The organism is Bradyrhizobium sp. USDA 4532 (assembly GCF_024171315.1).
Lineage (GTDB): Bacteria > Pseudomonadota > Alphaproteobacteria > Rhizobiales > Xanthobacteraceae > Bradyrhizobium > Bradyrhizobium australafricanum.
Genome location: NZ_JALJZN010000001.1, coordinates 8,511,483 through 8,529,735 on the forward strand (window position 1 = coordinate 8,511,483; position 18,253 = coordinate 8,529,735).

The window sequence follows — 18,253 nt, forward strand, 5'->3', positions numbered from 1 at the left end:
CATGCGGAGAGGTGGATTGCTGCGCTTCGCTCGCAATGAAGGCGAGAGGCTATTTTCCGCCGACCTTCCCCCACAGCCAGCGCGCCACGGCGTCGGGCGACGATGATGCGTCGTTGCCCGACGCGCGCAAATTCGCCTCGCGCATCCCGGCGATATCGATCTTGCCGAGCAGCGGCCGCAGCGCCGCCTTGAGCGCCTCGTCGTCGCGCCGCTTTGGCGACAGCAGGACGATGGCGTCATAGGGCGGGATGGCGTGCCTGTTGTCCTCGAGCGTGACAAGATCGTATTTCGCGATCAATCCGTCGCTGGTGTAGCCCGCGATCACGTCGACCTCGCCGGAGGCAACCGCCGCATACATGAAATCCGGCTGCATCTGACGCTGGGCGCGGAACGTCAGCCCATAAGCCTTCTGGATGCCGGTCCATTCCGGCCGCGAGAAGAATTCATAGTCTCCGGCGATCGACATCGTCGCCGCGCGTGACGCGAGGTCGGCGATCGAATGGATGCCGAGCTCTTCGGCGCGCTTCCTCGGCATCACCAGCGTATAGGCATTCTCGAAGCCGAGCTCGCCGAACAGCGTGATGTCTTGCTTCGCCAGCGTTGTCTGCAATTCGCCCAACAGCTCGGCGCGGGGCTTGATGTCGGTGTGGTGGAACTGGTTGGCCCACAGCGTTCCGGAATAGTCGACATAGACATCGATATCGCCGGCCGCGAGCGCGTCGAAGATCACGTTGGAGCCGAGGCCGGCGCGGGTCGTGGCCGGAAGGCCCGCCGCCTGTAGCCGCTGCGCGATCAACGCCGACAGCACATATTGCTCGGTAAAAGTCTTGGCGCCGACCACGATGCCCGCATGCGGGCGCGCGATCGCGGGCACCACCGTCGCCGCGATCAAGGCGGCAATACCGAGCCCGCCGAGTGCCGTCCGGATGCGGCTGCGATTCCGCAGGCCGTTCTCGATCAGCGCCAGCAATTGGTCAACCACAAGCGCGAGCACGGCCGCAGCGAAACAGCCGAACAGCACGAACACCCAGTTCTGGGTCTGCAATCCCGCGAAGATGTAGTTGCCGAGGCTGGTCTGGCCGATCGGCGTCGACAAGGTGGCGGTGCCGATTACCCATACCGCCGCGGTGCGGATCCCGGCCATCATCACCGGCAGCGCCAGCGGCAGCTCGACCATGGTGAGCGATTGCCGCGGCGTCATGCCGACGCCCTGGGCGGCTTCCAGCACCGCCGGATCGACCCCGGACAGGCCGGTGATGGTGTTGCGCAACACCGGCAGCATCGAATAGAGCGCGAGCGCCAGCACGGCGGGCAGGAAGCCGAAGGCGGAGAAGCTGAAGCCGAGCCACGCTGCGGTCAACGCGGCGAGCGCCAGCAGCAGCGGATAGAACAATGCGAGCAGCGCGAGACCGGGCACGGTCTGCACGATGCTGGCAAGCCCGAGCAACGTCGTGCGCAGCACCGGCCGGTTACGCGCGATGATCGCAAGCGGCAGGCTGATCAGGAGCCCGAGCGCCAGCGCGGCGACGCTGACCCGCACATGATTGCCGAGATAGTCGGGCAGATGGGAAAGCGCCTCGCTCCAGCGCGGATCGGCCGATAGAGTCATGCCGTGTCGCCCCGCGGCAGCAAAGCGCCCAGGCGTTCCGCCTGCCGCCGCGGCGTGCGCATCAGTTCGCCGACATAGCCGTCGGTGCTGGCCGAGAGCTCCGCCGGCGTGCCCTGGGCCAGCAGCCTGCCGCCGCGCATCACCGCGACACGATCGGCCAGCAGCAACGCCTCGGTCATGTCGTGGGTGATCATGACCGTGGTCAGGCCGAGCTCGCGGTGCAGCGTTCGATAATCGTCGCCGAGCGCGTCGCGGGTGAGGGGATCAAGCGCGCCGAACGGCTCGTCCATCAGCACGATGCGCGGCTTCGCAGCCAGCGCACGCGCGACGCCTATGCGTTGACGCTGGCCGCCGGAGAGCTCGTGCGGCAAACGCTCGCGATATTGTGAGTTGTCGAGCCGCACAAGGTCGAGCAGTTCATCGACCCGCGCCGAGATCTCCGCCTGCGTCCAGCCGAGCAGATGTGGCGTGATGCCGATGTTGTCGGCGACGGACAGATGCGGAAACAGCCCACCGCTCTGGAAGACATAGCCGATGCGGCGCCGCAGCAGGATCGGGTCGATGCGGCTGACATCCTCACCCTCGACCGCGATCCGGCCGTGGTCGGCTTCGATCAGGCGATTGGCGAGCCTCAGCAGCGTCGTCTTGCCGGAGCCCGAGCCGCCGACGATCGCCAGGAATTCACCCTCGGCCACGTCAAGCGAGACGTCGTCGACCGCCACCACGCGACCACTGTCAAAACTCTTGCCGACATGCGCATAGGCAATCAGCGGCGTTGCGGGCATTCCAGGGCGACCTCATGTCTCACCGTCGTTAACGACAGTGATAGCCCATAAATTGGACTTTGACTCGAGGTACGGGCGCCTGCGCGGTGGTTTCGCAGGCTGTTCCGGTCGAAGCGGATCAGCCCCGTCCGGGGCTGTGAGCACACATCACACTTCGTTCTTGGGTACGTACTTGCCCATGATGCATTTATAGCTCTGCAGGTGCCATTCGTGATACGGCCCCTTGGCGAGCCAATCGGCGATGCCGATCTGCGCATTCACTGCGCAGGCGCCCATGGTGATGCCGGATTGGTCACTCGTGGTGACGACCTTTTCCATGCAGAGTTGAGCATTGCAGAGGATGGCGACGAGCGTAACGAGCATGACGGCCTATATCAGTGGGGTTAACCCGGTCTGACCCGAATCATGCAGGGTTCATGCCACTATCAGCAGCTCTGGCGTCGCAGCCGACAAGACCGGGAAAGTACGGCCGGAGCGAATCGTCACGCCCGTCAGCGCGTAGCCGCACGCCCGTAGATACGCTATAGTCGCTGCCCAACTACGGCGTGAGATCGGGGCGAGCGAGGAACGTTGCGCGGTCGGGGGCTGCATCGATGATGACGTTACCTGAGTTGGCGGCAGGTGCTTTGGAGAAGTTTCTCGCCACGCATGTCAGCCGCACCTTCGGCGCTTCGCAGGCGCGCTTCGGCGAACTCCTGCCGGCCGCCGCGCGCATCGCGCTGGAATGCATCGGCAACAGCGACGCGCTCTACCACAATGTCGAGCACACGATGCTGGTCACGCTCGCCGGGCATGACATCATCCGCGGCCGCGCGCTGCACACCCACGTCACCGCCGAAGATTACACCCACACCATCATCGCCTGCCTCACTCACGACATCGGCTATGTGCGCGGTCTTTTGAAAGGCGATGGACCCGATGGCTACGTCATCGATGCCTCCGGCAACAAGGTGGTGCTGCCGCGTGGCTCGTCGGATGCCGGCCTGATGCCGTATCATGTCGACCGCTCGAAGCTTTATGTGCTCGACAGGCTCGAGGCCGTCCTTCCACTCGATCGCGAGCGCGTCGCGCGCAACATCGAGGGTACGCGGTTTCCGGCGCCCGAAGGCCAGCAATATGACGATGAGGCGTCGATCGTCCGGGCGGCCGATTTCATCGGTCAGCTCGGCGATCCCAACTATATCAGGAAGGCCAACGCGCTCTATCACGAGTTCGAGGAGGTCGGCATCAACCGCCAGCTCGGCTATGAGTCGCCGGCCGATATCGTCGACCGCTATCCGCAATTCTACTGGAACATGGTTGCGCCGCACATTCAGGGCGCCATCAACTGCCTGAACATGACGGCAAGCGGCCGCCAGTGGATCGCGAACCTCTATAGCAACGTGTTCCGCGCCGAGCGCGAGGTGACGCTGTCCGGCCCGCAAATCTGACGCCGCGGCCTTTCAGCACGGATTGTGCTGCGTTCCCCAGCCGTTCGCGTGGTGTCCACATTTAGGCCTGCTTCGTCGTTGCACAGTCCATGGAAATCAGCGACCTTGCGCCATGGATCCCTCCAGCGACCGTGTTTTCGACCGTTTCAGCATGATCTCCCGTTTCGCTCAATTGATTGCGGCTGCCGTCCTCTGCTGGCCGGCGCTCGCCGTTGCCGCCGGTCCGGTCTACGACGTCGATCTGTACGCGTTGATGTCCGGCACTTGCCGCAACGTCACCGTCGCCGGCCGCAGCTACACCTGCAAGGCGGTCGCCTATTTCCACACCCTGCGCGGCCGTTCCGAATTCACCGTGGTGCTCGACGATCCCGCCGACAAGAGCCACATCATCTCGTTCTCCGGCGAGAGCACCGAGCGCACCCAGGACAATCTGTTCGAGCTCGCGGTCGACCGCATGTTGCTGAAGTCGAGCGACCGCCCGCGGGTGGATGGTCTGCCGGTGCCGCTGGTCGAGATGTCGACGGGCTCATGCCGTCAGGTCGGAAGCTTCATCACGCGGCAGGTGTCCACCATCACCTGCGCCGCCACCGACCAGAACGGCAAGAAATACGAGCTGAGCTTCGAGTCGGACGGCTCGCCGATGACGTTGCGGCGGTTGCGGCAATCGACGCTGCCGTCCGAACGGCAGCGGGCGCGCCAGATCGCGCAGCTCGAATGCCGTCTCAAGGCGCGCGCCGCGCAAGTGCTGCCGCGGGACACGACGGCCTTCATGATCCGCTGCCTCGGTGAGGGCGACGGCAAGCCGGCCGACGAGCAACGATAGCCGGGCCCTGCGTTCCGGACGAGGCTTGAGGAGAATTCGATGCGTTTGAAACTCATCATCATCGCCGCCGTCGGCGTTTGCATCGCCGGGCCCGCCGCCGCACAGATGTACGATCCGAACTATCCAGTGTGCCTGGAAGTCTATGGCGGCAGGCTGACGCCCGAGTATATCGATTGCAGCTACACGTCGCTTCCGCAGTGTCAGGCGACGGCCTCGGGGCGCTCCGCGACGTGTTCGGTCAATCCGTTCTACAAAGGTCCGAAAAAGCCGCCAAAGCAACCGGGGCAGCGACAACGCCAGTCCGCCAACTAGCGCGCTCAGGCTTGCCGCCTGCCGTCGCTCAAGACTGTATGGCCGTCGTGTCCCCAGTGCGGTTGACTAACTCCGGCAGTTGTGAGGAAACGGTCCGAGCAATAAGGAGAATCCGATGCGCCTGAAACTTTTCGCGATCGCTGCGTTCGCGGTCGCGCTGGCCCGACCTGCCGCCGGACAGGCCTATGATCCGAACTATCCGGTCTGTTTGCATCTCTATAACGGGCCGATGGCCGGAGACCACATCGATTGCAGCTACACCTCGATCCCGCAGTGTCAGGCGACCGCATCGGGTCTCTCTGCGATGTGCATCGTCAATCCCTTCTTCGCTCCTCCGCCACCACCGCCGGAACGTCCGGTGCGCCGCGGACGCCATCCCGTTCAGTGAGGCGGGCCCGCGAAACTCGTCCCGTCAAAATGGCACACGCAAGGCATTGTAGGTGAACAGCCAATCATAGCGCTCGCGCACCCGGTCCGGCTGCCATTCGCGCGAGACATAGGCGTCGGCGCCTTCGGCGTCGGCAAGCGCGGGATTATGGAAGCGCCTGGCATTCTCGGCCGACTTCACCACGATCGCGTTCGTCCGCGTCAGCCGTGCGGTCTGGTAGCGCTGCAGCGCTTCCTCGGGCGGGAAGCCTTCAAGACAGCGCGCCAGCACCATGCCGTCCTCGATCGCCATGTTGGCGCCCTGGGCCAGGAACGGCAGCGTCGGGTGCGCGGCGTCGCCGAGCAGGCAGGCGCGCCCGACGACGAAGCGATCGAGCGGGTCGCGGCCGAGCAGCGCCCATTTGTAGGGAATATCGAGGCTCGCGATAATGGTGTGGATCTGCGGATTCCATCCGGCAAAGGCTCCGCTGCAGGCCTCGCGCGTGCCGCGTTCGGTCCACGATTCGACCGACCAGCTCTCACCCTCGAAGATGCCGACGAAGTTCAACAGCTCGCCGCGGCGAACCGGATAGGTGATGACGTGGCCGCCCGGGCCGATCCAGTTGGTGCCGACGTCCCGTTGCAGGCTCGCCGGTAGCCGTTCCATCGGCACCAGGCCGCGCCAGGCGGCCACGCCCGAGAAGAACGGTTTGGTGTCGCCGCCGATCTGCCGGCGAATTTCGGAGTGCACGCCGTCGGCGCCGACCACGACGTCGCCGCGCCGACGCTCGCCATTGGCAAGGTGCAGCCAGATGCCGTCGTCGTCCTGGTCAAATCCGGTGCAGCGGCTGCCGAGATGCAGGCGCCCCGGCGCCCGAGCCGTGAATGCGTCGACCAGCACGCGGTGAAAGTCGCCGCGATGCACCATCCAGTAGGGCGCGCCATAGATCACGCGCGAGGAGGCGCCGAGGTCGAATAGTTTCCAGGTCCTCCCGGTGCTGAACAGCCTGATCTCCTTGCCCGAGGGCTCGCAGGCGATCGCCTGCATCTCTTGCTCAAGCCCGAGCGCGATCAGGACGCGTGTGCCGTTGGCGCTGAGCTGGACACCGGCGCCGAGCTCGCGCAGCTCGGACGCCTGCTCGAAGATCTCGACCTCGATGGCACGCTGCAGCAGCGACAATCCGGCGACAAGGCCGCCGATCCCGGCGCCGGCAATCAGGACCTTTGGCCTGCGGTGTGTACTCACGCGAACTCCGCTATCTGCGCGTGATCAGGAAGTCGTCGGTGAATTCGCCGCGCGACAGCTTGACCGGGATCTCGCCGACGCTGCCGATCTCGACGATCTCCGAGCCGGACTTGTTATCCTCAGGGGTTAACAGCTCGATGCGCTCGGCGATCCGCTCCGCCTGCCAATCGGTCAGTTTCCAGGCAAAGCGGCCGCCGAGATCGCGCATGCCGAATTCGTCGTTGGCAGGCGCCAGCACCAGCGCGTCGCGCGAGACGGCGCCGGGAATCCGCTCCGCGACGGCAATGGTCTGCGGGTCCTCGGCAAAGCGCCGCAGCAGCATTGCCAGGGCGGCGAGATCGGCAGATTCGCCGAGGAACAGGAACAGCGGATGAAAATCGCTCGGCATGTATTCAAATCGCAGCATGATCGTCGGTCCGTTGACTGGGACTACTCGCTGAGCACCTTGATGACGTCCTGGGCGTGGCACAGCTCCACCGTGCCAACGTCGGCGGGCCGGGCAGGGCACTCCAGATAGCGCACCTGCAGCCACTGGCCATCGTCCATGTTCTCCACCACTTCGGCGACGACGCCGGCCTCCAGTTTCAGCCGCGTCCCCACCTTGATCGCCATCACGTCAATCATCGCTACCCTTGCAATCCTTGGACGCGCTCAAAAGAACGTCGTGAGATTCTTGGCCAGCAGGATACTCTGTTCAAGCAATATCTCGCGCCGCGCGATCTTCCAGCCAGTGTCGGTCAAGCGCAGCGCGTCGTTGCGGCGGCCGACGAAGATGTAGGTCTCGTACTCGACGCGGTTCTGGTAGACGAGGAAGCGGCTGGTGACGTCGAGCTCGCGCGCCGCCTCGATATCCGGCCGCGCGCCCTTGATCTGCACATTGCTGACCATGTGCGTGATGCGCGACAGCGGCTCCTCGGCATAGTGCACCCCGGTCAGGATCTGCTCGACCCGTTTGGTCAATGTCCATTTGTCCTCGTCGAACCAGCTGATGCCTTCGCCGCGTTTGGTATTCTCGCGCGCAGCTTGCTGGCCGAACTTCACGTTGCGGCGGATCGGCATGAAATAGCTGATGTCGTCGGTGAGTAGCTCGAGCCAGTCGCGGAAGCGACGGTCGTCGAGCAAATCGGCCTCGTGGTAGTAGAAATCCTCGACATCGGCCTTCAGCCGGTAGTAGGCCGCCGATCGCTCGATCGCGGCGTTGCCGGCGTGTTGTTGTTGGTCCTGATCCTGAACGGTCGTCGTCATCGCTATCTCCTCATCAGGCATCGCAGGGGTTGTCAGAGCGCCGGCTTGGGCGGGATCGGTCCGCCCTGCTGGGCGAAGCAGCCGACATCGATCACGGTGCCGGACAGCGTTTCGGCTTCCGGCGACAGCAGGAAGGCGACCACATTGGCGATGTCGTCACCGGCGGCGACGCGGCCCGCGGCGGTGCCCGGCGCGCCCTTGCCGAAACGCGCCGCATCGCCGCCGACACGACCGAGGCTCATGCCGCTGACGATGCCGCCGCCGCCGGGAATCACGGTGTTGACGCGAATGCGTTGGTGGAAGAAGTCGTAGGCCATCGCTGCGCTCAGCGCGACAACGCCGCCCTTGCTCGCGCTGTAGACCGCCATGTTCGGCTTGCCCCAGCCGGCGCCGGATCCGATGTTGACGATCGAGCCGCCGCCTTGCGCGATCATGTGCGGGATCGCGGCGCGGCTAGTCAGATACGGTCCTTTCAGATTGACGGCGATGATCCGGTCGAACAGCGCCTCGTCGGTGTCGAGCACTGTGCCGAGCGGGCCGATCGCGGCGTTGTTGACGACGCCGTCGATGCGCCCGAACCGCGCCATCGTGTGGGCGACCACCTTGGCGACATCGCCGGCCCGCGATACGTCGGCTTCCATCAGTTCGGCGGAGAGGCCTTCGCGATCAAGCTCGTCGCGCAGGGCCGGAATGGCGTTCTGCGCGGTACTCGAGACCTGCGCCGCCTCGAGACCGAAGGCGACCACCGCGTGGCCGCGCCGCGCGAGGCCGAGCGTGATCGCGCGGCCGATGCCGAAGGTGCCCCCGCTGACGAGGACGGTTTTTGCGGGCGCGCTCATTCTGCCGCCTGCCGGTTGCCGGCGGGTGATCCGAGCAGTTCGTGCCAGTCGCCGCCCTGCATGTAGGTGGTCCAGCGGCGATAGAAGCCGCGCGCGATCTGCTCAGTGACTTGCGTGGAGACATCGCCGCCGAGCGGATGATCGGTGACGTAGGCGCCCATCGACTGCTGATAGTTGAAGGGATAGCGCCGCGCCACCGTGCCGGTGCTCGCCGCGGTCGCATAGAGCCAGTTCTCCATGTCGTCCTGTTCGGTCATGCCGGCGGGGCCGGAGTAGCGCATGTAGTAGCGGCGCAGATATTCCTTGGCTTCGTTCGGCGCGTCCTTGTCGACCAGGAAGAAGCGCCAGCCTTCGGTCGAGGTCGGGCTGTGCGGATGCCAGGCGCAAAGTCCGCGCGGCTGACGGCCGTGATAGGAGGTGTTGGGGAAGATCGTGCCGACGAACGGCAGCAGCCGCGCCCCTTCGCCGAGCCGCCGCTTGCGCTCCTCGAAACAGTGCCGGAAGTATTTTTCGAGGATCGGGTTGTCGAGGAAGGACTCGATGTATTCATTGGCCTCCGGCTGGATCGCGCTGTGCACGCCATGGCCTTCCGGAAAGCTGATCCAGACGTGCTGCGCCTTCTCCAGCTCGTCGTCGCGGCGACCCTTCTTGCCGGCGGCAGCGCTCGGCCCGATGCCGATCAGGTCGACCGAGCGATGGCTCGGGTTGTGATAGGTGTCGCCGAGGAAATTCTCGGCGGCGAATTTCCAGTTGGCGGGGAATACCCATTTGTGGACGCCGATCACCTCGGAGCCGCCCTCGCGGCCGTCGCGGCAGTCGAGCGCCTGGTCGAGATGGATCTTGGCATCGCCGAGATAGGTGATGAAGTCGGGCGCGTCCTTGTCCCAGGTCGCCCAGATCGAGCCCTTGTAGTTGCAGAGCTTCGCCACCGAGACCAGCGAGTTGGCCTCGCGGTCGAGCACCCCGTCATACAGCGTCCGGTGCAGCGGAACGCCCTGCAGCTTGCCGTCGGTGGTGTAGGTCCAGCTGTGATAGGGGCAGGTGAACAACGACGTGTTGCCCTGCTCGTAGCGGCACACCTTCATGCCGCGGTGCCGGCACGAATTCAGAAAGACGTGGATATCGCCTTTCTTGTCGCGGCAGAGGATGACGGATTCCTCGCCCATCCGCGAGGTGTAGAAGTCGCCGGGATTGGGCACCAGGCTTTCGTGGCCGACCAGCAGCCAGGCGCGGGTGAAGACCTTGTCGAGCTCCTGCCGATAGATATCGGCATCCACGAAGATCTCGCGGCTGATGAAGCCACCCTTGACGTCAACAAGCTGATCGAAATCGTTGCGAAGCGGCATCGGCTCCTCCTTGATCTTGCATGCGCGACCGCGCGTCGCGGCGATAATGGTGCGTCCTACTTGTCGAGCTTGCAGCCGCCCGTTCCCTCCGGGCGGAAGGCCTTGTCGCCGGGGATGGCCGCGATCTTCTGGTAGTAGTCCCAGGGATATTTGCTCTCATCCGGCTTCTTCACGCGGTAGAGCGAGAGGTCGTAGACGACGCGGCCGTCCTTGCGGATGTGCGCGGGGCGGCCGAAGAAATCGACCGGCAGCTTGCGCATCTCGACGTTCACCGCCTTCGCCTCGTCGCTGCCGCCGGCCTCGATCGCCTTCAGATAGTGGCGCACGGCGGCGTAGGTCGCGGCCTGCAATTTGGTCGGTTCACGCTTCTCGATCTCGATGAAGCGCTTGGCGAAGGCGCGGGTGCCGTCGTCATCATCCCAGTAGTATTGGGACGCGATGTACATGCCCTGCGCGTCGCGCAGGCCGATCGAATGGACGTCGGAGATGAAGGTCAGCATGCCGACGATGGTCTGCCCGCCCTGTTGCAGGCCGAATTCGTGGGTCTGCTTCACCGCGTTGACGGTGTCGGCGCCGGTGCCGGCCAGCGCCACCACCTTGGCGCCGGAGCTCTGCGCGGCCAGCAAAAAGGATGAGAAGTCGGTGGTGTTGAAGGGATAACGCACCGCGCCGAGCACCTTGCCGCCCGTATCGGTCACCGCGCGCGAGGCGTCCTTCACCATCGCGGTGCCGAACGAGTAATCGACCGCGACGAAGAACCATTCCTTGCCGACGCGGCGGCTCAGCTCGCCGACCAGGCCGGCCGACAGTGCGTAGGTGTCGTCGGCCCAATGCGTGACGACGGGCGAGCATTTGTCGCCGGTCAAATCGGACGTCGCGGCGCCCGAGACCAGCGCGGTGCGGTTGCTCTGCGTTGCAAGGCCGGCGACGGCGAGTCCGACCGAGCTCACGGCGAGATCGGTCACCGCGTCGACATGCTCGACGTCGAACCATTGCCGCGCGATTCCGACCGCGACGTCCGGCTTGTTCTGGTGATCCGCCGAGATGATCTCGATCGGCTTGCCCAGCACCTTGTTGTGAAAATCCTCAGCGGCAAGCTTGGCGGCGGTCACCGAGCCCGGCCCGCCGAGATCGCGGCCGCTGCCGTAGTCACCCAGCACCGCAATCCGCACTACGCCGTCCGAGATGCCTGAGCCGTCGGGTGCGGCGTACGCCAGCGGCGCTGTGAGCATCAGCGTGGCGATCGCGGCGGCGGCCCATCTGCGCGAGGTGTTTGTCTCCAGCAATTCCAATCCTCCCGTCGATTTTTCGCATGTCCATCTAGTGGACATTATTCTCATAATTTGCGATACTATCCGCGCGGGCCGCTTGGTCAAGCGCGCTGGATGCAGCGCGCCCCTGCCGATTTTGCGGATGTGGACGGATGGCAAAGAAACCGAAGGCGGAGGTTCTGGACGCGGAGCAGGGGGCGTCAGGCGTGCGGGCGGTCGACCGCGCGATCGCGATCCTGCAATGCTTCAGGCCGGATCAGCCGGCGATGAGCGTGATCGAGATCCAGAAGCGGGTCGGGCTGAGCCGGCCGACGCTCTATCGCCTGCTGCAGACGCTGGCGCAGCGCGACCTGATCCAGGCCGAAGGCGACCCGCAGCGTTTCCGGTTGTCGCACGGCGTGATGAAGCTGGCCCATGTCTGGCTGAAGGGTCTCGAGGTGGTCGCGATCGCGCGCCCGGTCGTCGAAGGCCTGCGCGAGGCGACCGGCGAGACCGCAGCGTTGTTCCGCGAGCAGGACGATCGCGGCATCTGCATCCTCGAATGCGAGAGCCGTCACGTGCTCTCGATCAGCCGCGGCGTCGGCCACAGTCTGAGCCTGATCCAGGGATCGACCGGCAAGGCGATGCTGGCCTTCATGGACCCGAAGCGGCAGGCCGCGCTTCTTGCCAGCATTGCAAAGAGCGCGGACCGTGCGCGGCTCGAGGACGCGCTGACCTTTGCGCGGCGCAACGGCTATGCGACCAGCCATGGCGAGATCTTCGCCGGCGCGGTCGCCGTCTCCGCGCCGTGTTTCGATCACCGCGGCGAGGTGGTCGGTTCGGTCGGCCTCTACGGACCGAGCGCGCGCATCGACGAGCGGAAGCTATTGGAATATTCAAAGCTGGTGCGCGAGGCCGGGCGGCAGATTTCGGTTCTGCTGGGCTATCAGGACGGCGCGCCCATCGCATAGGGCTTCAACACCGCATAGAGCATGTCGTGCGTCGGCGTCGGGACGCCGAGCTTGCGGCCGAGCTCGACCACCTTGCCGTTCAGCCACGGCAGTTCGAGCCGGTTGCCACGCTCGAGATCGAGCGCCATCGAGGCCTTCATCGCCGGCGGCGCGTGTCCGATGAAGTCGAGCACTTTCGTCAGCGCATGCGGCGGCAGCCTGATGCCGTTGGCGTGCGCGATGGCGATGATCTCCTCGCAAGCCGATACGAAGAGCGGGCGCAAATCGGGATCGTCGCGCAGCTTGCCGATCGGCAGCCTGGTGACCGCGGTCATGCCGGCATTGGTGGCGAGGCCGACGAACTTCATCCAGAGCTCGGTGTTGATCTGCTCGCTCAAGGTCGCGTCGAAGCCGGCCTTCAGGCAGAGATCGAGCAGCGCCTTGCCGCGCGGCGTGATGCGGCCGTCGAGCTCACCGAAGATCATGCGCATGAAGGTGCCGACCTGGTTGATGACGCCAGGCTTGATGATCGAGGCCGAGATCTGTGCCACGCCGCCCATCACCGCGTTGCGTCCCAGGATCGGGACCAGCCTGTCGGGCGCGTCGATGCCGTTCTGCAGCGGGATCACCGCGGTGTCGGGGCCGACCATCGGCCTGATGTGTTGGCCGGCGCTCTCGACGTCCCACAGCTTGACGCAGAACAGCACGATATCGACCGGGCCGACGCTTGCCGGATCGTCGGTCGCCTGGGTCGGGACCAGATGGGTTTCGCCGCGGCCACCCTGAACCTTCAGCCCCTCGCTGCGCATGGCGGCCAAATGAGCGCCGCGCGCGATAAAGGTGACGTCGGCGCCGGCATGCGCGAGCGCCGCACCAAAGCCGCCCCCGACGCCTCCGGCGCCCACCACTGCGATCCGCATGATTGTCTCCTTGTTCGTCGCTTTGGGCTGCAGCCTCGACGATGTCGGCGCAATGCGCAACCCGGTTGCGCAATTGCGCAACCCCGGCCTGTCTGAAAATCGCGTGACCACAGCCTTGTTTGCTACGCCATCTTCCTGCGTTGAACTTGCCTGCCCGAACCGCTAAGCCATCTCGGAAAGTTCGGGAGGGATGCGTGGCGATGACGGAGCCGACGGCGGTCGCGCTTGACAGTGCGACGGTGGCGTTTCGGTTGGCGGATGGACGCGTCTATACCGCGGTCGAACGGGCCAATCTTTCGGTTGATCATGGCGAGTTCGTCGCCATTGTCGGTCCGACCGGATGCGGGAAGTCGACGCTGCTGAACGTCACGGCTGGGCTGCTCAAGCCCGCGGCCGGAACAGCAAGGATCTTCGACAAGCCGCTGAGCGGCCTCAACCGTGATGCCGGCTACCTGTTCCAGGCCGATGCACTGTTCCCCTGGAAGACCGCGATCGACAATGTCGCGATCGGGCTCGAGATATCAGGCACGCCGCGCGCCGAGGCGCTCGCGCGCGCGCAGAAATGGCTGACCTCGGTCGGGCTCGGCGCCTTCGCCAATCGCTATCCGCACATGCTGTCGGGCGGCCAGCGCAAGCGTGTTGCGCTGGCGCAGGTCCTGATCCGCGATCCGATGATCCTCCTGATGGACGAGCCGTTCGGTCCGCTGGACGCCCAGACCCGGCAGATCATGGGCAATCTGCTCTTGGAATTGTGGAGCGCCGACCGCAAGGCGGTGCTGTTCGTCACCCACGATCTCGAGGAGGCGATCGCGCTGGCCGATCGCGTCGTGATCATGTCGGCCGGTCCTTCCGCGCGCATCATCGGCGACTGGCGCATCACGCTGCCGCGGCCGCGCGACATCGCCGAGATCCGGATGGAGAAGGATTTCCATGCCCTGCACCGCGAGATCTGGGGCGTGCTGAAGGACGAGGTTATGAAGGGTTATGTCCAGTCGACGCAGGCGGGAGCTGCCTGATGTCGCGCGTCACACTGTTGTCCCTGCAGGTTCTGGTCGCCGTCGTCACGCTGGCGCTGTGGCAGGTCTTCTCCACCGTGCCGGTGTTCGGCAAGGTGCTGTTGCCGCCGTTCTTCTTCTCCAATCCGCTCGACGTCTTCAGCCAAATCGTGAAATGGTTCTCGACCGGGGTGATCTGGAAGCATCTCGCGATTACGCTGTGGGAATCCATCCTCGCCTTCGTGATCGGCTCGGCCGGCGGCATTCTGGTCGGCTTCTGGTTCGCGCGGCAGCCGCGCGTCGCCGCGGTGTTCGATCCCTATGTGAAGATGGTCAACGCGCTGCCGCGCGTGGTGCTGGCGCCGATCTTCGCGCTGTGGTTCGGGCTCGGCGTCTGGTCCAAGGTCGCGCTCGGCGTGACCTTGGTGTTCTTCATCGTGTTCTTCAACGTCTACCAGGGCGTCAAGGAAGTGCCGACCACGGTGCTCGACAATGGCCGCATGCTCGGCATGAACGAGCGGCAGCTGATGCGCCACGTCTACTGGCCGTCGGCGCTGTCCTGGATGTTCTCCTCGCTGCACACCTCGGTCGGCTTTGCCGTGGTCGGCGCGGTGGTCGGCGAATATCTCGGCTCCGCCGCCGGCCTCGGCTACCTGATCCAGCAGGCCGAGGGCGTCTTCGACGTCGCCGGCGTGTTCGCGGGCATGTTCGTGCTGTCCGCCTTCGTCATCCTGATCGACATGGGCGTGACGATGGTCGAGAATCGGCTGCTGGTGTGGCGGCCGACGCCGGTGACGCATGATTAGGATACTGCCTCGATCAACCCGCGGATATTCTCCGTCACCTCCGGGTCAATCGGATTGTAGACGATCATGCTGAGGTCGGGCCGGCCATCGACCGCGAACGCCGAATATTCGAACTTGACCTGACCCAGGATCGGGTGCCGCAGCTGCTTGACGCCCTCGCCATGGGCTCGCACGTCATTGTCGCGCCACAGCGCCGCGAATTCCGGGCTGAGCCGGCACAACTCGTCGACGAAGGGTTGCACCTCGGCAGCTGCGCCGGCGCGCGCAGCGTCCACCCTGAAGGCGCCGACCACGAAGCGCGCCACGCTGGCCCAGTCATGTTGTGCCGCGCGGACGCGCGGATCGAGGAACATGAAGCGCAGCACGTTGCGCTCGCGCGCCGGCAGCGATCCGTAGTCCGTCAGCATGACGGTCGCGGCCCGGTTCCAGGCGACGATATCCCAGGTTGCGGTGCGTATCACGGCGGGGCGCGGCTCCAGCGCGTCGAGCACGCGCTGCAGCCGGGGGGTGACGCCTTCGCTCTTTTGGTAGCGCACCTCGGGCGTGCGGCCGAGGCCGAGCAGGAACAGATGCTCGCGCTCGACATCGGTCAGCATCAGCGCACGCGCGATGCGGTCGAGCACATCGGCCGAGGGCGCGCCGCCGCGGCCCTGTTCGAGCCAGGTGTACCAGGTCGCGCTGATGTTGGCGCGCTGCGCCACCTCTTCGCGGCGCAGGCCCGGCGTGCGCCGCCGCTCCGGCGGAAAGCCGAACACGGCCGGATCGAGCTTGCTGCGGCGGTCCTTCAGGTAGGCGCCGAGCAGGTTCTCTTGCGCGAGCGGTTCGCTCATCCTGTTAGCTATTATACCATGATAAGGTCACTACTTTAACAGGATAGCGCGCAGGGCCAGATTTGTCTCCAACGAAACCTGGAGACTTCCTCATGCGTGTGTTCGTCACTGGTGCCACCGGATTCATCGGCACGCCCGTCGTCAAGGACCTGATCGCCGCCGGACATCAGGTTCTTGGTGTGGCCCGTTCGGACGAGGGGGCGAACGCGATCTCTGCCATTGGCGCGGAGGTTCTTCGCGGTTCGCTCGAGGACCTTGATAGCTTACGCAAGGGGGCGAGCGCTTCGGATGCTGTCATTCACCTGGGCTTCGTTCACGACTGGTCTAATTTCGCGAAGAGTTGCGAGATCGACCGCCGCGCCATCGAAGCGCTGGGTTCTGTTCTGGCCGGATCGGACAGGCCATTGATCGTAACCGGAGGCTTGGCGGGATTGGCCAAGCCCGGCCAGATCGCGACTGAGGACCAAACGATATCGCCGGATTTCCCATTCCCCCGCGTGTCGGAACAGACGGCCCTGTCGCTGAACGGCGTCCGCGCGTCGGCCATGCGTCTTCCCCAGGTTCACGATCCTGTCAGGCAGGGTCTCATCACCCCCTTGATCGCGGTGTACCGCGAAAAGGGCGCGTGCGCCTATCTCGGCGATGGGCAAAATCGCTGGCCGGCGGCGCATGTTCTCGACGTGGCGCGTCTCTACCGGCTGGCCATCGAAAAGGCTGAGCCGAACGCAAGGTATCACGCCGTCGCGGAAGAGGGGGTCTCGATGCGCGATATTGCCGAAACGATCGGACGGCGGCTGAAGCTGCCGGTCAAATCCATCGCCCCGCAAGAGGCGCAGGCCTTCTTTGGCTGGCTCGGCACGTTCGCGGCATACGACATGGCGGCTTCCAGCGAGCAGACGCGCAGGAAGCTTGGATGGCAGCCGACCGGGCCGGGGTTGGTTGCCGATCTCGAACAGCTGATCGATTCCGCGCAGTAAGAAGCAGCGCAGTAGGATGCGTAGGGTGGGATAGCCGAAGGCGTAAGCCACCCTACGCATCTACGCTGCGGCTCAGAGCGGGAAGCACCGCATGTAGGCGGCGAACAATGCTTCGTCGCTGTAGCTCACCAGCTTCGCGGCAATCGCGTCGGCCAGTTCGAGGTCGCGGTTCTGCACGCGCAGCCAGGCCTGGGTATCGGCGGTGATGGTCAGAGCCGCCTCTCCGACATGCCGTCCCGGCACGACCTGGAGATCCTTGCCCTTGATCGCAACGGTCATGTCCAGCGCGCTCGTGCCGGTGAAGCGCAGATGCGTCACGAAATCCAGACCTCGGGCCCTGCCGCGCTGAAATCCGAGCGAGAGCGAAAAGATATAGGCCTGCAGGCTGCCGGTATGGCGGCCAGACGTGACATGCTGAAGCTTTTTGTGCGGAAAGCGCCGCGTCACCGTGTCCTCGGCGTCGGTATCCGGGATCACGTAGACGAACTCGTCCTTGTCGATCAGCGGCTGCACCACATCGGAGAAGTGGGCGTCGCGATCGTGGAGGAAGGGGCCGATCACGTCTTCGCCGGCCGGGCAGGCCGAAATGCAATAGGCCGCCTTGTAGCCAGGCTTGAACGACAGCGATTGCCAGATGTTTAGCGTCTCGGTGCGGGGAACGCGGGCGCGATAATCCCTTGCGTCCTTTGCATCCGCGACCTTCTCCACCCACTGCGAGAAGTTGCCGAGAAAGTCGTGATAGTTGTGGGTGTGGCAGGACAGGAAATCGAAGCCGCCGTCCGGCTTGATGGCGCCGACCGGGCAGGCCGCGACGCACAGTTTGCACTCCAGGCAGGGATTGTAGTCGATCGGGTGGTCATGCGCGTCGACCTCGCATCCGAGCAGGATGGTGCCGAGCAGGACGAAGCTGCCGAATTTCGGGTGGATGACGCTGCGATGGATTCCCATGCGGCCGAGACCGGCTTCCACCGCGATCGGCTTGTGTTGGACCATCATGATCCTGGGCAGGTCCATCTCCATCGGGAACGCGGCAACCGAGTTGCAGGCCGGGATGCCGTGCTCGTCGAGCGCGCGAACGATGGCACGCGCGGTTTCGTTGACGTGATCGTAGGTGCTGTGGAATTCCTCGTTGGCGACCGAGCGCGAGGGCGAGCGCACCGGCTCGCGGTTCATGTGGCAGACGATCGCGAGCAGGGAGCGCGTCCGGCCATAGACCTTGCGAATGAAGTCCCGCTGCGGGGCGATGGCGGCCCGTTCGAACTCGATGATGCCGACATCATCGGCTCCGCATCTGCGCGCGATGTCCTTGATCAGTTCCGATGAAACCGGGACGTCGCGGACCGGTTCGCTGCTGCGAGCGCGCACAGCCCTGACCGTGTGGTGATCGTCCAGGCTCATGGGTCTAGCTTTCTATTAAATGACGATCGTCATACTATGGAGCGAACGAACTTGAGGCAAGTGAATTATCTGTCAAGTGTCATGTCATGGAACCGGCGCTGGCGCGCGCGCGACTTTCGTCATTGC

The 18,253-nt window shown here is 64.9% G+C and carries 22 protein-coding genes; 9 read left to right on the forward strand and 13 right to left on the reverse strand.

Features of this window, described 5'->3' with window-relative positions:
* Positions 1-49 precede the first annotated feature (49 nt).
* From J2R76_RS39260 to J2R76_RS39270, 3 genes are all read right to left on the reverse strand, one after another.
* Positions 50-1,609 carry a glycine betaine ABC transporter substrate-binding protein gene (locus J2R76_RS39260; RefSeq protein ID WP_076824280.1) on the reverse strand — a complete coding sequence of 520 codons (1,560 nt, stop codon included), beginning with the start codon at positions 1,607-1,609 and terminating at the stop codon, positions 50-52.
* Positions 1,606-2,394 (reverse strand): ATP-binding cassette domain-containing protein, encoded by a 789-nt coding sequence (locus tag J2R76_RS39265; RefSeq protein WP_076824282.1) that lies wholly within the window; start codon positions 2,392-2,394, stop codon positions 1,606-1,608. Before J2R76_RS39265 ends, J2R76_RS39260 begins: the two co-directional genes overlap by 4 nt.
* Before the next feature lie 147 nt (positions 2,395-2,541).
* Positions 2,542-2,757, reverse strand: a complete 216-nt coding sequence (locus tag J2R76_RS39270) for a hypothetical protein (protein ID WP_016844293.1) — start codon at positions 2,755-2,757, stop codon at positions 2,542-2,544.
* Between the two features lie 230 nt (positions 2,758-2,987).
* Here J2R76_RS39270 and J2R76_RS39275 point away from each other — a divergent pair, with 230 nt between their 5' ends.
* The 4 genes from J2R76_RS39275 to J2R76_RS39290 all read left to right on the forward strand — a co-directional run bounded on the left by J2R76_RS39275 (position 2,988) and on the right by J2R76_RS39290 (position 5,347).
* A complete protein-coding gene (locus J2R76_RS39275) occupies positions 2,988-3,824 on the forward strand; it encodes a hypothetical protein (protein WP_026193124.1) in 837 nt (278 codons plus the stop codon).
* Between the two features lie 151 nt (positions 3,825-3,975).
* The gene (locus tag J2R76_RS39280; protein WP_229190056.1) at positions 3,976-4,647 is read left to right on the forward strand and encodes a hypothetical protein; all 672 of its coding nucleotides are present in this window, start codon (positions 3,976-3,978) and stop codon (positions 4,645-4,647) included.
* A 39-nt stretch (positions 4,648-4,686) separates the two neighbouring features.
* Positions 4,687-4,959 carry a DUF3551 domain-containing protein gene (locus J2R76_RS39285; RefSeq protein WP_253625872.1) on the forward strand — a complete coding sequence of 91 codons (273 nt, stop codon included), beginning with the start codon at positions 4,687-4,689 and terminating at the stop codon, positions 4,957-4,959.
* Between the two features lie 115 nt (positions 4,960-5,074).
* Entirely contained in the window at positions 5,075-5,347 is a 273-nt protein-coding gene (locus tag J2R76_RS39290) for a DUF3551 domain-containing protein (RefSeq protein ID WP_016844297.1), read from the forward strand.
* 24 nt (positions 5,348-5,371) lie between these two features.
* Here J2R76_RS39290 and J2R76_RS39295 read toward each other — a convergent pair whose 3' ends face one another.
* The 7 genes from J2R76_RS39295 to J2R76_RS39325 are packed head-to-tail and all read right to left on the reverse strand — an operon-like array spanning position 5,372 to position 11,293.
* Positions 5,372-6,571: an FAD-dependent monooxygenase gene (locus J2R76_RS39295; protein ID WP_253625873.1), complete on the reverse strand. Its 1,200-nt coding sequence runs from the start codon at positions 6,569-6,571 to the stop codon at positions 5,372-5,374.
* A gap of 10 nt (positions 6,572-6,581) precedes the next feature.
* A complete protein-coding gene (locus tag J2R76_RS39300; protein ID WP_253625874.1) occupies positions 6,582-6,977 on the reverse strand; it encodes a hypothetical protein in 396 nt (131 codons plus the stop codon).
* A 23-nt stretch (positions 6,978-7,000) separates the two neighbouring features.
* Positions 7,001-7,195, reverse strand: coding sequence for a hypothetical protein (locus J2R76_RS39305; RefSeq protein ID WP_028342366.1), 195 nt, complete (start codon positions 7,193-7,195; stop codon positions 7,001-7,003).
* Positions 7,196-7,222: 27 nt separating this feature from the next.
* Positions 7,223-7,816 (reverse strand): 3-phenylpropionate/cinnamic acid dioxygenase subunit beta, encoded by a 594-nt coding sequence (locus J2R76_RS39310; protein ID WP_141341381.1) that lies wholly within the window; start codon positions 7,814-7,816, stop codon positions 7,223-7,225.
* 32 nt (positions 7,817-7,848) lie between these two features.
* A complete protein-coding gene (locus J2R76_RS39315; RefSeq protein ID WP_076824289.1) occupies positions 7,849-8,655 on the reverse strand; it encodes an SDR family NAD(P)-dependent oxidoreductase in 807 nt (268 codons plus the stop codon).
* A complete protein-coding gene (locus J2R76_RS39320; RefSeq protein ID WP_076824291.1) occupies positions 8,652-10,001 on the reverse strand; it encodes an aromatic ring-hydroxylating dioxygenase subunit alpha in 1,350 nt (449 codons plus the stop codon). Before J2R76_RS39320 ends, J2R76_RS39315 begins: the two co-directional genes overlap by 4 nt.
* Positions 10,002-10,057: 56 nt before the next feature.
* Complete coding sequence (locus tag J2R76_RS39325) at positions 10,058-11,293, reverse strand: ABC transporter substrate-binding protein (RefSeq protein ID WP_375162650.1); 1,236 nt, start codon at positions 11,291-11,293, stop codon at positions 10,058-10,060.
* Between the two features lie 131 nt (positions 11,294-11,424).
* Between J2R76_RS39325 and J2R76_RS39330 the strand changes: the two genes are divergently transcribed.
* Positions 11,425-12,222: an IclR family transcriptional regulator gene (locus J2R76_RS39330; RefSeq protein ID WP_253625876.1), complete on the forward strand. Its 798-nt coding sequence runs from the start codon at positions 11,425-11,427 to the stop codon at positions 12,220-12,222.
* On the opposite strand, the gene J2R76_RS39335 is transcribed toward J2R76_RS39330, so the two are convergent.
* Positions 12,198-13,121 carry a ketopantoate reductase family protein gene (locus tag J2R76_RS39335; protein ID WP_253625877.1) on the reverse strand — a complete coding sequence of 308 codons (924 nt, stop codon included), beginning with the start codon at positions 13,119-13,121 and terminating at the stop codon, positions 12,198-12,200. The genes J2R76_RS39330 and J2R76_RS39335 overlap by 25 nt on opposite strands.
* Between J2R76_RS39335 and J2R76_RS39340 the strand changes: the two genes are divergently transcribed.
* Genes J2R76_RS39340 through J2R76_RS39350 form a run of 3 tightly spaced genes read left to right on the forward strand, consistent with a single transcriptional unit; the run spans position 13,120 to position 14,922 of the window.
* Positions 13,120-13,287 (forward strand): hypothetical protein, encoded by a 168-nt coding sequence (locus tag J2R76_RS39340; protein ID WP_168857129.1) that lies wholly within the window; start codon positions 13,120-13,122, stop codon positions 13,285-13,287. The two genes, J2R76_RS39335 and J2R76_RS39340, sit on opposite strands and share 2 nt — an antisense overlap.
* A 34-nt stretch (positions 13,288-13,321) precedes the next feature.
* Positions 13,322-14,137, forward strand: a complete 816-nt coding sequence (locus J2R76_RS39345) for an ABC transporter ATP-binding protein (protein WP_253625878.1) — start codon at positions 13,322-13,324, stop codon at positions 14,135-14,137.
* Positions 14,137-14,922, forward strand: a complete 786-nt coding sequence (locus J2R76_RS39350; RefSeq protein ID WP_253625879.1) for an ABC transporter permease — start codon at positions 14,137-14,139, stop codon at positions 14,920-14,922. The genes J2R76_RS39345 and J2R76_RS39350 overlap by 1 nt, the downstream gene beginning before the upstream one ends.
* Here the strand turns inward: J2R76_RS39350 and J2R76_RS39355 are convergent.
* Complete coding sequence (locus tag J2R76_RS39355; protein ID WP_253625880.1) at positions 14,919-15,752, reverse strand: helix-turn-helix transcriptional regulator; 834 nt, start codon at positions 15,750-15,752, stop codon at positions 14,919-14,921. The genes J2R76_RS39350 and J2R76_RS39355 overlap by 4 nt on opposite strands.
* Before the next feature lie 92 nt (positions 15,753-15,844).
* On the opposite strand from J2R76_RS39355, the gene J2R76_RS39360 reads away from it, so the two are divergent.
* Positions 15,845-16,729 carry an SDR family oxidoreductase gene (locus J2R76_RS39360; RefSeq protein ID WP_253625881.1) on the forward strand — a complete coding sequence of 295 codons (885 nt, stop codon included), beginning with the start codon at positions 15,845-15,847 and terminating at the stop codon, positions 16,727-16,729.
* Positions 16,730-16,801: 72 nt separating this feature from the next.
* Here the strand turns inward: J2R76_RS39360 and J2R76_RS39365 are convergent, their stop codons facing one another.
* A complete protein-coding gene (locus tag J2R76_RS39365; RefSeq protein ID WP_253625882.1) occupies positions 16,802-18,127 on the reverse strand; it encodes a 4Fe-4S binding protein in 1,326 nt (441 codons plus the stop codon).
* Positions 18,128-18,253 lie beyond the last annotated feature (126 nt).